Source organism: Flagellimonas sp. (genome assembly GCF_965215805.1).
Lineage (GTDB): Bacteria > Bacteroidota > Bacteroidia > Flavobacteriales > Flavobacteriaceae > Flagellimonas.
On the sequence record NZ_OZ244124.1, the window covers coordinates 4,187,173 to 4,200,490 of the forward strand.

General features: G+C 41.5%; 15 protein-coding genes. 4 read left to right on the forward strand and 11 right to left on the reverse strand.

The genetic code is table 11. From position 1 onward, the window contains the following. The first annotated feature begins 15 nt into the window (after positions 1 to 15). Complete coding sequence (locus ACOOE0_RS18620) at positions 16 to 729, forward strand: hypothetical protein (protein WP_420400409.1); 714 nt, start codon at positions 16 to 18, stop codon at positions 727 to 729. A gap of 3 nt (positions 730 to 732) precedes the next feature. Here ACOOE0_RS18620 and ACOOE0_RS18625 read toward each other — a convergent pair whose 3' ends face one another. The 10 genes from ACOOE0_RS18625 to ACOOE0_RS18670 form a co-directional block, all read right to left on the reverse strand. Next, positions 733 to 1,896 (reverse strand): sigma-54-dependent transcriptional regulator, encoded by a 1,164-nt coding sequence (locus ACOOE0_RS18625; protein ID WP_420400410.1) that lies wholly within the window; start codon positions 1,894 to 1,896, stop codon positions 733 to 735. Positions 1,897 to 1,906: 10 nt separating this feature from the next. After that, on the reverse strand, positions 1,907 to 2,728 hold the full coding sequence (locus tag ACOOE0_RS18630; RefSeq protein WP_420400411.1) for a DUF6268 family outer membrane beta-barrel protein: 822 nt from the start codon (positions 2,726 to 2,728) through the stop codon (positions 1,907 to 1,909). Positions 2,729 to 2,802: 74 nt separating this feature from the next. Continuing rightward, a complete protein-coding gene (locus ACOOE0_RS18635; protein ID WP_420400412.1) occupies positions 2,803 to 3,699 on the reverse strand; it encodes a mechanosensitive ion channel family protein in 897 nt (298 codons plus the stop codon). 6 nt (positions 3,700 to 3,705) lie between these two features. Continuing rightward, entirely contained in the window at positions 3,706 to 5,049 is a 1,344-nt protein-coding gene (locus ACOOE0_RS18640) for an ABC transporter permease (protein WP_420400413.1), read from the reverse strand. After that, positions 5,039 to 5,977: an ABC transporter ATP-binding protein gene (locus ACOOE0_RS18645; protein WP_420400414.1), complete on the reverse strand. Its 939-nt coding sequence runs from the start codon at positions 5,975 to 5,977 to the stop codon at positions 5,039 to 5,041. Before ACOOE0_RS18645 ends, ACOOE0_RS18640 begins: the two co-directional genes overlap by 11 nt. Positions 5,978 to 6,166: 189 nt before the next feature. Further along, the gene (gene dnaJ / locus ACOOE0_RS18650) at positions 6,167 to 7,282 is read right to left on the reverse strand and encodes a molecular chaperone DnaJ (RefSeq protein WP_420400415.1); all 1,116 of its coding nucleotides are present in this window, start codon (positions 7,280 to 7,282) and stop codon (positions 6,167 to 6,169) included. Positions 7,283 to 7,288: 6 nt separating this feature from the next. Continuing rightward, entirely contained in the window at positions 7,289 to 7,852 is a 564-nt protein-coding gene (locus ACOOE0_RS18655; protein ID WP_420400416.1) for a nucleotide exchange factor GrpE, read from the reverse strand. A 150-nt stretch (positions 7,853 to 8,002) separates the two neighbouring features. Then, the gene (locus ACOOE0_RS18660) at positions 8,003 to 8,941 is read right to left on the reverse strand and encodes a TIGR01777 family oxidoreductase (protein ID WP_420400417.1); all 939 of its coding nucleotides are present in this window, start codon (positions 8,939 to 8,941) and stop codon (positions 8,003 to 8,005) included. A 110-nt stretch (positions 8,942 to 9,051) separates the two neighbouring features. Further along, complete coding sequence (mnmD, locus tag ACOOE0_RS18665; protein ID WP_420400418.1) at positions 9,052 to 9,717, reverse strand: tRNA (5-methylaminomethyl-2-thiouridine)(34)-methyltransferase MnmD; 666 nt, start codon at positions 9,715 to 9,717, stop codon at positions 9,052 to 9,054. Then, positions 9,714 to 10,151: a DUF4920 domain-containing protein gene (locus ACOOE0_RS18670; protein ID WP_420400419.1), complete on the reverse strand. Its 438-nt coding sequence runs from the start codon at positions 10,149 to 10,151 to the stop codon at positions 9,714 to 9,716. Before ACOOE0_RS18670 ends, mnmD begins: the two co-directional genes overlap by 4 nt. 140 nt (positions 10,152 to 10,291) lie before the next feature. Between ACOOE0_RS18670 and ACOOE0_RS18675 the strand changes: the two genes are divergently transcribed. Beyond that, positions 10,292 to 11,359, forward strand: a complete 1,068-nt coding sequence (locus ACOOE0_RS18675; RefSeq protein WP_420400420.1) for a branched-chain amino acid aminotransferase — start codon at positions 10,292 to 10,294, stop codon at positions 11,357 to 11,359. 28 nt (positions 11,360 to 11,387) lie between these two features. On the opposite strand, the gene ACOOE0_RS18680 is transcribed toward ACOOE0_RS18675, so the two are convergent. Next, positions 11,388 to 11,774, reverse strand: a complete 387-nt coding sequence (locus ACOOE0_RS18680; RefSeq protein ID WP_420400421.1) for a hypothetical protein — start codon at positions 11,772 to 11,774, stop codon at positions 11,388 to 11,390. A 538-nt stretch (positions 11,775 to 12,312) separates the two neighbouring features. Between ACOOE0_RS18680 and crcB the strand changes: the two genes are divergently transcribed. After that, positions 12,313 to 12,687, forward strand: a complete 375-nt coding sequence (crcB, locus tag ACOOE0_RS18685) for a fluoride efflux transporter CrcB (protein WP_420400422.1) — start codon at positions 12,313 to 12,315, stop codon at positions 12,685 to 12,687. A 269-nt stretch (positions 12,688 to 12,956) separates the two neighbouring features. Beyond that, the gene (locus ACOOE0_RS18690) at positions 12,957 to 13,295 is read left to right on the forward strand and encodes a P-II family nitrogen regulator (RefSeq protein WP_138834565.1); all 339 of its coding nucleotides are present in this window, start codon (positions 12,957 to 12,959) and stop codon (positions 13,293 to 13,295) included. Positions 13,296 to 13,318: the final 23 nt, after the last annotated feature.

Below are 13,318 nucleotides of genomic sequence, written 5' to 3' on the forward strand. Positions count from 1 at the left end.
CCCAAATCGAGCGTTATGAAAACAAGAAAGATTATCCTACTTATAGTCTTTATCTTAGGCGTTGTCAGCCTTTTGATATTGTCTTCCTTTATCTCGCACAACGCATGCGAATACGCCAACTCAAATTTGGATTACATTAAGGATAAAACGCAGGCCGCCATTGTTGCGGACAATTTTGAGCAATCCAAGTATTTGGCTTACAAAGCGCTTAACAGTATTGAAAAAACACGCTCCAATTTTGTTGAATGTGGATGCGATGGTGCCATTGAAAGCCTGGAAGCAGCGCTTTTTTACCTAAAAGATGCTACCAAAGCCTCTTCCTTTACCGCCTCCAAAAAATTACTGCACACAGCTCTGGAGAATATGGAGATTAGCAGTAAGGTCTTAAAGATTTTTGAGGAAGAATCTGTTAGTACTTACGGCAATGATGTTTTGTTTTTGAACACTACCGAGGCCTTAAAACAGCAAGGTGGCGTAGTTTTGAGCGATGCAGACCCTATAAAGAAACAGGTGCACAACTGTTTATTGGGTTTTGAATCCTCTCTGGATAAGGTGGTTACCGGGGTTGAATGCAATGAAGCGTATCAGTTTATTTCCAAAATTCATGAGGAAGCTGGTGAAACATTGCTTAACACAGAGCTTTCCGAACACAAAAAACAATACCACCATCGGGTACAGACCATTACCATGGGCGCTCTTAAGCGTTTAGGGGAATGTTCGGAGCAATAGTTGCTATTTGCTTGCAAAAAGTTTTACATCCTCCTCTGAGATTTCCTTGCCTCCAAGGATAATCAAGCGCTCCACCACATTGCGCAATTCCCTCACATTTCCAGTCCAGTCATAACTTTTTAACAGCTCCATGGCCTTTTTTGAAAAGTCCTTGGCTGCAGTACCTTGTTCTGAGGCAATTTTTGCGGCAAAATGTTCCACCAAAATCGGGATGTCATCCCTTCTATCGTTCAAAGCGGGTACCTTGATCAGAATCACAGCCAGTCTATGGTACAAGTCTTCACGAAATTTCCCGTCTGCAATTTCCTTTTTAAGGTCTTTGTTGGTCGCAGCCAATACGCGAACATCTACCTTGATATCCTTATCAGTACCCACGCGGGAAATCTTGTTTTCCTGAAGTGCCCTAAGCACTTTGGCCTGGGCCGAAAGGCTCATGTCGCCAATCTCATCAAGAAAAATGGTCCCTTTGTTCGCTGCCTCAAATTTTCCAGCCCTATCCTTAACAGCCGAGGTAAAAGCACCTTTAACATGCCCAAAAAGTTCGCTTTCTATCAATTCTGATGGAATCGCAGCACAATTCACCTCAATAAATGGCGATGAAGATCTTGGACTTTTCTGGTGCAACCAATGGGCTACCAGTTCTTTCCCTGTACCATTGGGTCCGGTAATAAGTACCCGGGCATCCGTAGGGGCCACTTTTTCAATCATATCCTTGATAACCCCTATTTCCTTGCTTTCCCCAATCATTTCATAATTCTTGGAGACTTTTTTCTTTAAAATTTTGTTTTCAACCACCAGTTCCTTGCGATCTAGTGCATTTCTAACCGTGGTAAGTAGGCGGTTTAAATCCGGGGGTTTGGAAATATAATCAAACGCGCCCATGCGCATAGTGTTTACCGCAGTATCCAAATCGCCGTGACCGGAGATCATGATAAACGGGATTTCCGGTTTTATTTTTCGTGCGGCCTCCAATACTTCAACACCATCCATTTTTGGCATTTTGATATCGCAAAGGGCCAGGTCAAAATCTTCTTTTTTGATGGCTTCCATGCCCTTGAGTCCATCCTCGGCTTCGTGAACCACATAGGAATCACTTTCCTCACTCAATATTTTTACCAGCACCCTTCGGATGGCAGCTTCATCTTCTATTACCAATATTTTAGACATACACTTCTATTTAAAAGATTCCAATCTTGAAACCAGTCCGAATATAAAAATTTGCTTCATCATTCAACAAAAAAACATCACCCCTATCATCGTTCCTTAGCTTGCCTTCCTGTTCTATGGAGCGACCTGCCAAGGTGTAAAATCGCATATGTTTGGTCAATCGAAATTCGTAGCCCAACGCAAACACTAAAGAGGTAAGCGATATTTTTGATGCAATCTGATTATCAGGCAAAACAATATTGTCCTGGATATTTATAAAATAGCCATCCAAAAACAATGCCGTTTCCAAAGTGTGCTTTTTTCCCAAATAATGTTTGAACCCAGATTTGGGGATTCCCAGGGTAAAAGACCATTTTGGATGAAATTTTCGGTAATAACTGACCAAGGGCAAAGGTATGGGCAATCCTGTTGTGCTGTTGTACGAAAGTCCCAACACAATTCTATAAGGCTTGGCTGCCTTGGAATTTTCCTTCCAAAAGGTGGCCGTGGCATTCATAAAAAAGTCATCCGTCAAGGTACCATCCGTTAAATTGGAAGCAATCCGTGGGGTAAGGATGGTCACCAAATTCCAGTTCTCATTCCATTTGGTAATGTAACCCAGATTAAGGTCAATCACATGGAATCGGTTTAAGTCGCTCTTATCAAAGCCAAAATCTTGGGAATAGCCAATATCCAGCTTGTTGTATTCCAAACCTGTGATCAAATAGTCCTTTTTGGGGTTGATCTTGATGGGTACATTGAAGAGGAATTTATAGCGCTGGGTCTTGATTCCCGTATCATTTTCAGGAATATTGAGGTATTCTATCCGAAGGACATCGGAACTCTGGCCCAAAACAAGGTTGGGCAATAACAATCCCAGACCAAAAATCAGCGTCCAGGTGTACTTTCGATATGTTGTGCTTTTTGTTATTCTTGAGGTTTTTGCTGCGGTACAATATGTACATCTCGTTGCGGGAACGGAATAGTAACGTTGTTTTCCTTGAATTTGGTATTGATGTTATACCGAATTGCACTTTTTATCCTTGGGCCGGCAAAACTATCATTGGTGAAAAAGTTTAGGGAGAACTGCAGTGCCGAGTCCCCAAAGTCATCAAAAAGCACAAAGGGTTTGGGATTCTTAAGTACCATTTTCTGTTCCGCAGCCACCTGCTCCAAGATTTGGGTTACCAACTGCACATTACTACCATAAGCCACCCCAACACTTATTTTCTCCATGGTGGTTCTATGGTTCTGGGTGTAGTTAAAGACAATATCGCTAATGAATTTGTGGTTGGGAATCACCACAACTTTATCATCCCTTGTAATGGCTCTTGTGGTTCTCAATTTTATTTCGAAGACCTTACCTACCTTCCCGTCCACCTCAACAATGTCACCTACCTGAAGGGATTTGTCCACTATGATCAATATGCCACCAAGAATGTCTTGAAACAGTTCTTGGAGTGCAAGCCCCAAGCCGACAAATAGAGCAGCAGAAGCGGTAATGAGCAAGGTGATGTCAATTCCCGCAGCGCTAAGGGTAATCAATACCACCACCAAATAGATAAAGTAGTTGGTAAATTTGAAGACACTGGTAAACTTTTGTTTGTCCTCGGTCTCCATTTTACGGGTCAATATGTACCTAATCCATCGTAAAAGAAATTTTGTAACCACAAAGGCCACTCCCAACAACAACAAAAGACCAATGGTCAGGTGAATGGATTTATCCCCCTCTCCCAAATGAATCCCCATGTTGAGGAACTCCTTTATAGATCCCCAGATATCTTCCTTTATGATTTCTTTTATCTCGTTGGTCTCTTCCTGCATTTCAGTTTAATAACGTAACCATTTTACCAATTCCTTATAGGTGGGCCTTTTTCCGTACATCAAAATCCCTACCCGATAAATTTTGGCCGCCAAGGAAACAATGGCCAAAAAAGTACCTATCAAAAGTGCTATGGACAGTAAAAGTTGCCACAAAGGTACACCTCCTTCTCCAATACCAGCTGGAAGTCGCATCAACATCACAATGGGAGAGGTCAAAGGGAAGAGTGAAAAACCAACTGCTATGGGACCATGTGGGTTGCTGAACACGGAAAAGAAACCTACATAAATGGCCAACATAAGGGGTAAAATCACTGGAAAAACAAACTGCTGGGTATCGGTTTCATTGTCAACCGCGGCACCTATGGCCGCATAAATGGAACTGTAAATGAGATACCCCAAAACAAAATACAACAGAAATGAAGTGATCAAAAGTACCCATGGAATGTTCAGAATTTCCCTGGCATATAATATGGTGTCATTACTTAATGGAGTGGAAAATTGGGACATTCCGCCCATGGCCCCTGGCGTATTTTGTACCTCGGCCATCAAGGCTGTCATATCTATTCCCGAAATCAATACTACTATAAAAAGCAGTATTCCCGCAGAAATCAGCCAGATAACAAATTGGGTGATTCCAGCCAAGGAAGTACCTATAATCTTACCCAACATCAATTGGAACGGTTTTACAGAGGATATGATCACCTCTATGATCCTGCTGGTTTTTTCCTCAATCACGCTTCGCATAACAAAGGTTCCATATATGATGATGAACATCATGATGGCATATCCAAAACCACCGCCAATGAACGCTTTGATCTCGGTAATCCCCTTCACACTTTTCTCACCTTCAAAAGTGGCCAGATTTAACTCAAATGGCTTTTCTATGGTCGAAAATTGTTCCGCAGAAACCCCAAGGTTCCCCAAACGATTTTGACGTAGTTTTTTCTGGAAAATTCCTTCCAACTGCTGTGTTATGTGTGTATTGGGATTATCCTTGGTGTATAGATGAGCCTCTTTGGAAGCTTGTTCCAAATTTTCCCCTTTCGGAAGGTGCAACAGTCCATATAGCCCCATGTTGTTGGTAGAATCCTTGGCCTTTTCCAGGGATATATCATGGAATTGCACAAAGGACATGTTTTCGGTGGTAGCAAATTCCCTGTGAAGAAAGTCACTTTCATTCAACACGGCCACCACCCGCTTCTCACTATCGTTTACTTCTGTGAGATAAGCAATCAAGACGATCATGCCCACAATTAAAATTGGGCTTAAAATGGTCATCACTATAAAGGACTTGTTTCGCACCTTTGCCAAGTACTCCCGCTTAATGATCAACTGTAGTTTACTTGCCATTATCCCTCTTGTTTACAGTCTGAATAAATATATCATTGGCAGATGGTACGGTTTCCTCAAAGCGGTTTACCTTGGCTTGTTGTGCCAATTGGGCCAAAATCCCCGCGGTATTGCTGGATGGCAATTGCACCCTGAAATCCAACTGTTTTTCCGTTGGATCATAGTGGGAATCCAAAACTTGGAATTGATCTGTTATCATTTTGAGGAAATCAGCGGCATTCCGCTCAAGCTCCAGGCCTATGTTAAAAATGTTGTTCTTATATGATTTTTTGATATCCGATAACTTTCCATCCAGTATTTTTTCCGATTTATGAATCAAGGCGATATACTCGCAAAGCTCTTCCACAGATTCCATTCTGTGGGTTGAAAAGATGATGGAGGTGCCTTTTTCCTTAAGTTGAAGGATTTCGTCTTTGATAATATTGGCGTTTATGGGATCAAAACCGCTGAAGGGTTCATCAAAAATCAAAAGTTTGGGTTCATGCAGAACGGTAACTATAAATTGAATTTTTTGGGCCATCCCCTTGGAAAGCTCCTGAATTTTCTTCCCCCACCAATCGCCAATGTCCAGACGATCAAACCAATATTTAAGTCTTTTCTTGGCTTCGGTACGGGACAATCCCTTTAGTTGGGCCAAGTAGAGGGCCTGGTCTCCCACTTTCATACTTTTATATAATCCCCTTTCCTCGGGCAAATAACCTATTTGGGCAATGTGTTCGGGCGCCAGGGGCTTTCCCTTAAACAAAACCGAACCTGTATCTTGATAGGTAATCTGATTGACAATGCGAATAAAAGTGGTCTTTCCGGCACCGTTTGGCCCCAACAGACCATATATACAATTTTCCGGAATTTCCAGTGTAATGTTGCGCAACGCTTGGTGGTCCCCATAAGACTTGGAGACGTCTTTGGCAACAAGGATGTGGTTCATTTATACGGTTTTTTCAAAGATATATAATTGGTCAAAAAGACCGGATTACCCCTAAAAACAAAACCCACCCTTAAAAAAATCTAAGGATGGGAAAAAAATTGCTATGAAAAAGAAAATTAGATGTCGGTTTCCCAACATCAGTTCCAAATATACGTTTTTTATTTAAACAGAAAACTTTTATTCTGTTCTTTAAGAGAACATATCCTTAACTTTTTCAAAGAACGACTTGTCCGATTTCTCTGGTTTAGGGGTGAAATTTTCATCACTTTGCATGCGTTCAAAGAACTCTTTTTGCTCTTTGTTCAGCTCTTTAGGGGTCCAAACATTCACGTGAACCAGCAAATCCCCACTGCCATAACCGTTAAGACTGGAGATTCCCTTTCCTCTCAATCTCAGTATTTTTCCCGATTGGATTCCTGGCTCCAATTTAATGCGCACCTTGCCTCCAACCGCATCAATTTCTTTGGAACTTCCCAACACCGCTTCCGAAAAACTAATGTACAAATCGTAATGAAGGTTATCCCCTTCCCTTTTCAAAGTATCATGTTCCGCTGTTTCAATAGCCACCAATAAATCCCCTGGGATTCCATTGCCGGGAGCCTCATTCCCCTTACCACTGACTTTTAGCTGCATGCCATCTTCAACACCCGGTGGAATTTTGATGGAAACAGTTTCCTCGGCAACCTCCAATCCTTGTGCATCGGCTCCACTTGGGCGGTTATCAATAGTTTGTCCCGAACCTCCACAGGTAGTACAGGTGGTAGCTGTTTGCATTCGGCCCAAAATGGTGTTGGCGATTTTGGTCACCTGTCCAGTTCCATTACAGGTAGTACAGGTTTTGTAGGTTACCCCTTCAGCCTGGACCTTTCTTCGCACTTTGACTTTTTTCTCCACCCCATTGGCCACCTCTTCCAAGGTCAGTTTTACCCGAATACGAAGATTGCTGCCTTTTGTTCTGCGTTGTCCGCCACCAAATCCGCCAAATCCGCTGAATCCGCCACCGAAAGCACTTCCAAAGATATCCCCAAACTGACTGAAGATATCGTCCATGTTCATTCCGCCACCACCAAATCCGGCACCACCTTCAAATGCGGCATGTCCAAATTGGTCGTACTTTGCTTTTTTATCAGGGTCGCTCAGTACCTCATAGGCTTCGGCCGCTTTTTTGAACATCTCCTCGGCCTTGGTATCTCCTGGATTCTTATCTGGATGGAATTCAATGGCCTTTTTTCTATACGCCTTCTTGATTTCCGCCGCAGAAGCCCCCTTGGAAACACCTAATATGTCGTAAAAGTCCTCCTTCATACCTTATTAGTTACCTACAACCACTTTGGGGTGTCTGATGATGCGCTCTCCAAGTTTGAAACCCTTTTCAACCACATCGATTATTTTTCCTTTCAATTTTTTATTTGGTGCAGGAATCTGGGTGATGGCATCATGAACTTCGGCATCAAACACATCTCCTTCACCTACCTCAATTTGTTCCAACCCTTTAGCTTTTAGGGTTTCCCTAAATTTATTGTTGATGAGCTCCACGCCTTTGAACATCTCCTTATCCTCAGATTTGGAAAGTTCTTTCAAGGCTCGGTCAAAATCATCCAAAATGGGCAACAAGGAGACTATGACTTCCTGGCCAGCGGTCTTAAACAGATCCATACGCTCCTTGGAGGTACGCTTCTTGAAGTTTTCAAACTCCGCAAACAACCTTAAAAACTTATCCTTTTCCTTGGCCAATTCCTCACGCAATTGATCCTCTAAGGAAAGTTCCTCTTGAAGAGTTGTCTCATTGGTTTCATCGTTCAGTTCAGGATTTTCCGCAATTTGGGAGTCGTTCAATTCCCCTTCCATTTCCTCAACCTTACTTTTCTTGCTCATATATGGTTTGTTTTTTTCTTTTTTGAAGTGGCAAAAGTACTGCCATTTGTCCAAAAATGTCAAAATGTCACAAGAAAACACCAAAAAATCCGCCAAAGGCGGATATCAATTTATTCAGCAGCAATGGGAAAGCCAATTTCAATGCCCATTCTACTGAACCAGGTAAGACTCTTTTTGCTCCTTATCATAAAGGTTCATTAGAGCTGGTTCCAGATTGGGATATTGGAAAACAAAGCCTTTTTTCTCTATTCTTTTGCTGCTTACCCGCTGACTGGCGAACAACAGATAAGACATTTCCCCCAGAAGCCCCTGCATGGCAAACTTTGGAATATTGGGCAACCAAATGGGCTTGTTAAGTACCATACCCAGGATTTTAGTCATTTTGGACTGGGTAACGGGATTGGGGGCCACCCCGTTGAATGTTCCCTTTAATCCATTTTCCATAATGTAGACAAACATCTCCGCCAAATCCTCAATATGTATCCAAGATTGCCACTGCTCGCCAGAGCCAAAGGCCGCACCTAAATACATCTGTACAGGGCGAGCCATCTTGGGTAAAGCTCCTCCCTTTGTGGAAAGCACCACTCCTATTCTAATCTTGGCCACCTTCAAACCTAAATCCTTAAACTCATTTGCCGCATCTTCCCATTGTTCCACAACAGTTCCCAAGAAACTGTCATCCACTTCTTTTTCACTTTCATCATAAAATTTGGAAAGGGAATTGGGATAAATCCCTATCGCGGAAGCGGAAATAATCGATTGTATACCCGAAATGTCGCTGCTATCCAAAGCTTTTTTTAGGGTTCTTAAGCTCTCCACCCTACTCTCCACAATTTTTCTTTTGTAGGATTTGGTCCATCTGTTGGCTATGGTAGCTCCGGCAAGGTTGATTATGGTGTGGACTCCCTCCAAACTTTTGGGATCCAGCTCCCTAGTTGAGGGGTCCCAGTAAAACCCTTTATAATTGGAATCTGAATGAATTTTTCTTTTACTACGGGTCAGGTAATGGACGGTGATGTTTTTTTCGTGTAGAACTTTAACAATCTCCTTTCCAACTAAACCGGTTGCACCTGTTATCAGCACCTTCATACGTTCATTTTAATGCAAAATTAGTCGTTTCACTTCCAGAATATTCAGGCATTAGTTTAGCTTTAACAGAATTGTTGAATGAATTTCACCGCTACGGCCACTATAAAGATTCACAGCATTTTGGTGGCCCTGAGCATTTCCCGTTTTCCAGGGGGGCCTGGAAGTCGTTCCACCGTAAAACCTACAGCCTGCATTGCCCTTCGCACACTACCCTTGGCTGCATATGTTACTAATACTCCCCCAACCTTGAGAGCGGTAAACATTTTGGAAAAAATGGCCTCCGTCCATAACTCCGGTTGCACCCTAGCTCCAAAAGCGTCAAAATAGATAAGGTTAAACAAATTGCTGTTTTCAATTTGCATAAAATCCTTTTGCTGTTTTAGTAAACAAAAATTCTTTGCAATAGCAACCTCCTCTTCCCAGGGGGAAAGATGCATCTTTTCAAAAACACCATGATGCCCATCAACCTGCAATTGGGAACAATAGTCCAAGGCGCCAACTTCCTCCATAGAAACAGGATAGGCCTCCACTCCTACATAATTGATTTGAATTCCATTTTGTTCCGCTTCCAAGAGTGTTATCAAAGCATTCAATCCCGTACCAAACCCAATCTCCAAGATACTTATATCCTGCAAGCCTACATGCCTTAAACCATGTTCTATAAAAACATGGTAGGCTTCTTGGATGGCACCATGCTTGGAGTGATATTGCTCGTTCCAATCCTCAAGATGGATGGTTTTGGAACCATCAGCAGTTTCAATTATTCGACGTTTCAATTTATACCACGGATAAAAACACCTTCGGCCTCAAAACGAAGTTCTTGTTTTGGCTCGGTTATTTTGGCAATTTCGTTTGCCGAAGCACCACTATCCTTCGCGTAGTGTTTTTGATCTTCCACAGAGGTGTTGGCAACAAATGCAGCACCATTGATAACTACCTCTTTATCAGTTGAATCAGTAGGAACAAAAAATCCATAGTCCTTAAAACGCACAAAAACTTCCTTTTTGTTGTCCAGAGCCACCTTCATCCAACATCCTTTAACTTGGCACACCTCTTTGATCTTTCCAACCAACTGGGTTTGCACGGAACCTGTTTCATCCAATGTTTTTTCGAAATCAACAGTATCAACTTTTGGCAAAACTTGAAATTCTTCACCATAAAAGTTCCCAGCTTGATTTTCCTGAGCATTTACGAACAGTGCGAAAATCATTGAAAAAGTAACAGTTAAAATGTTAAAAAACTTCATAATCAACAACTTTTATGTTATGCTTGACAAAGGACAATAATTAGAATTTGGTATTACCCAAAACTAACAATAAATGGCTAATTTTATGGCTTAAATCCCGAACTATGCAGGCAACGGTAAACAAAATCCCAGTAAAAAAGGCCAACACTTCCAAAATCCATGATGTTGATTTTGATAACCTTTCCTTCGGAAGCGTCTATACGGACCATATGCTAGTCTGCGATTACGTGGATGGTGCATGGCAAACGCCCAAGGTAATTCCTTACCAGCCCATTAGCCTGGATCCCTCTGCCAAGATTTTCCATTACGGTCAGTCCATTTTTGAGGGCATGAAAGCCTATAAGGATGAAAATGGCAAAGCTTGGTTGTTCAGACCCCTGGAGAACTTTAAGCGGTTCAACAAGTCGGCCAAAAGATTGGCTATTCCTGAATTGCCAGAATCCCATTTTATGGATGGCCTGACCACCCTTTTACAAGTTGAAAAAGATTGGATTCCGCAAAATCCCGGAAGCTCTCTATATATAAGACCTTTTATCCTAGCTTCTGGCAACGGGTTCCATGCCTCTCCAGCTGATGAATATAAATTTATCATAGCCTGCGCGCCATCCGGGGCCTATTTTTCTGGAAAGGTAAAAGTCTTGATAGAAGAGAAATACTCCCGTGCAGCCAATGGTGGTGTTGGGTATGCCAAGGCAGGGGGTAATTATGCAGGACAGTTCTATCCTACCCAGCTGGCAGTTGAAAAAGGGTACCAGCAAGTTATCTGGACAGATGATAATACTCACGAGTATATTGAGGAAGCCGGCGCCATGAACATTTTTGTCCGTATTAACGACACCTTGATCACCGGCCCTACCAGCGATCGCATCTTGGATGGAATTACCCGTAAAAGCATCTTGCAAATTGCAGAGGACCAAGGTATAGCAACAGAGGTTCGAAAAATTACGGTTTCTGAAGTAGTGGAAGCTGCCAAAAATGGAAGCCTTAAGGAAATGTTCGGTGCGGGGACGGCTGCGGTTGTATCTCCCATTGCCGCTTTTGGTTATCAAGGAACTGATTATGAACTACCGGACTTGGAACAGAGTTATGCTTCCCAATTGAAACAATATATCACGGATATCCAATACAATCGGATTGAGGACAAATTTGACTGGAGATATCCAGTAGATTAAAAAAGAAAAGCGCCATAAGGCGCTTTTTTTAGTTGTTTAATATTCCTTCAATATCGGGTTTAAAGTAGTTGGGCCCTTTCAGCACTTTTCCATCTTCCCTGTAAATAGGATTGCCATCCTCGCCCAATTTGCTCATATTGCTGCGTTGGATTTCATTAAAGACTTCCTCAATCTTGTGCTGCATGCCATGTTCCAAAATAGTTCCGCATAAAATATAGAGCATATCTCCCAAGGCATCAGCCACTTCCACCAAATCCCCATCATTGGCTGCTTCCAAATATTCTTTGTTTTCCTCATCCATTAGGTTGAAGCGCAGTTTGTTTTTTTCTGCACCAAGATTGGCCTGTGGTTGCTGTTGTACTCCAAGTCCGAACGAATTATGGAACAGTTCCACCGCTTTAATTTTGCTTTGCATTACTTTCTTTTGATTTAGCTTTGCATAAAAATAAACAATATGTTAAGCACCGGACAATTAATTTTTGCCGTACTCTTTTTCATTGCTTTTGTATTTGTAATCGCCTTCACATATAAAAAGGATAAGTCATGGCATCGAAAAAACTATAAAGGGGTTCAATGGGTGCTGGCCACTTTTGTAATCTTCATAATTATCCTGTTTTTGATTAAGTACTTTCTTAAAAATTAACAGCTTTTTTGATTTCACAACAAAAATGGCATTGTTTACAACTTTAATCAGACTAAAGTATCGCTCCTATAGGAAAAGACGTACTTTTGCAATGTACCTGATTAGTAAAGACAAATGGTAACATTTTTCAGCCTCCTATTCATTTTGCTAGCAGTAAACGCAATTCTTTTGATTTTTAGCGTAAATGGGGCCAGCGAAAGGTTTAGAAAACCAATTCAGAAGATTTCGGAAACTTCGATTAGAAAAATCCTCCCCCACGAACAGTCCGAGACCGATTTAAAGAAAGCTGTTTAGTTTGTACCTTTAAGGTATGAAACAGGTTCTTCTTGTTTTTTTGGGCGGTGGTTTAGGTAGTGCATTGCGCTATGTGATTTCCAAGCCGCTTAATGTTGTATTTCACAATTTTTTCTTAGGGACTTTCTTGGTCAACATTGTTGGCTGTCTACTTATTGGTATTATCCTGGGGTTTTCTGCAAAGAACAATTTACTCACCTCCAACAACACTTTATTTCTAGCCACTGGATTTTGTGGCGGATTCACCACATTCTCCGCTTTTGCCTTTGAAAAGCACACCCTAATAAAAAACAGCGAGCTTTTTCACTTTTCACTGTACACCCTCAGTAGCATAATTGTGGGGATATTGGCCATTGCACTTGGCCTATGGCTATCCAAATTTTTGGATTAGTTATATTCTTTTAAAATTTCAATCACTTTTGTTGGTTTCCGAACAATTCTATCGGAAAAACCCCTATTCCGTATAAAATATTAAAGTTTTTGGGCTTTGTATTAAGAAAAAGTCATCAATAGTTGAATAAAACTTACTTTAAAATTGAGTACCCCTAATTTTATAGGGGTATTTTTTTAATAATTATAAAAATTGGTGATATACCCCATCATTTTGAGGGGTTAGTAATGTTTTAACATATATTTGGCTCATCAATTAACTACTTAATTATGAAAAAAGTCGAGGCAATTATTAGAAAATCCAAATTCGACGAGGTGAAAAAAGCACTTCATGGGATTGAGGTCAACTTCTTTAGTTACTGGGATGTAACAGGAGTTGGAAATGAGAAACAAGGCCACGTGTATCGTGGTATCTCTTACAGTACTTCGGACATTCAGAGGAGGTACTTGGTTATTGTGGTATCGGATAGTTTTCTGGAGCGTACCGTAAACACCCTTCTTGAATCAGCATCAACAGGAAATGTCGGAGATGGTAAAATCTTCGTATCCGATGTGATTGAGGCTTACAGAATCAGAACAAAGGAAAGCGGCAGTGCCGGTATTAACTAATCAACAAACCTTAACTACAATAT

Coding starts and splice junctions, on each gene's coding strand:
- ACOOE0_RS18660 (WP_420400417.1), bottom strand. CDS start 8,941: ATGAAGGTGCTGATAACAGGTGCAACCGGTTTAGTTGGAAAGGAGATT.
- ACOOE0_RS18635 (WP_420400412.1), bottom strand. CDS start 3,699: ATGCAGGAAGAGACCAACGAGATAAAAGAAATCATAAAGGAAGATATC.
- crcB (WP_420400422.1), top strand. CDS start 12,313: ATGAAACAGGTTCTTCTTGTTTTTTTGGGCGGTGGTTTAGGTAGTGCA.
- ACOOE0_RS18645 (WP_420400414.1), bottom strand. CDS start 5,977: ATGAACCACATCCTTGTTGCCAAAGACGTCTCCAAGTCTTATGGGGAC.
- dnaJ (WP_420400415.1), bottom strand. CDS start 7,282: ATGAAGGAGGACTTTTACGACATATTAGGTGTTTCCAAGGGGGCTTCT.
- ACOOE0_RS18680 (WP_420400421.1), bottom strand. CDS start 11,774: ATGCAAAGCAAAATTAAAGCGGTGGAACTGTTCCATAATTCGTTCGGA.
- ACOOE0_RS18670 (WP_420400419.1), bottom strand. CDS start 10,151: ATGATTTTCGCACTGTTCGTAAATGCTCAGGAAAATCAAGCTGGGAAC.
- ACOOE0_RS18675 (WP_420400420.1), top strand. CDS start 10,292: ATGCAGGCAACGGTAAACAAAATCCCAGTAAAAAAGGCCAACACTTCC.
- ACOOE0_RS18620 (WP_420400409.1), top strand. CDS start 16: ATGAAAACAAGAAAGATTATCCTACTTATAGTCTTTATCTTAGGCGTT.
- ACOOE0_RS18625 (WP_420400410.1), bottom strand. CDS start 1,896: ATGTCTAAAATATTGGTAATAGAAGATGAAGCTGCCATCCGAAGGGTG.
- ACOOE0_RS18655 (WP_420400416.1), bottom strand. CDS start 7,852: ATGAGCAAGAAAAGTAAGGTTGAGGAAATGGAAGGGGAATTGAACGAC.
- ACOOE0_RS18640 (WP_420400413.1), bottom strand. CDS start 5,049: ATGGCAAGTAAACTACAGTTGATCATTAAGCGGGAGTACTTGGCAAAG.
- ACOOE0_RS18690 (WP_138834565.1), top strand. CDS start 12,957: ATGAAAAAAGTCGAGGCAATTATTAGAAAATCCAAATTCGACGAGGTG.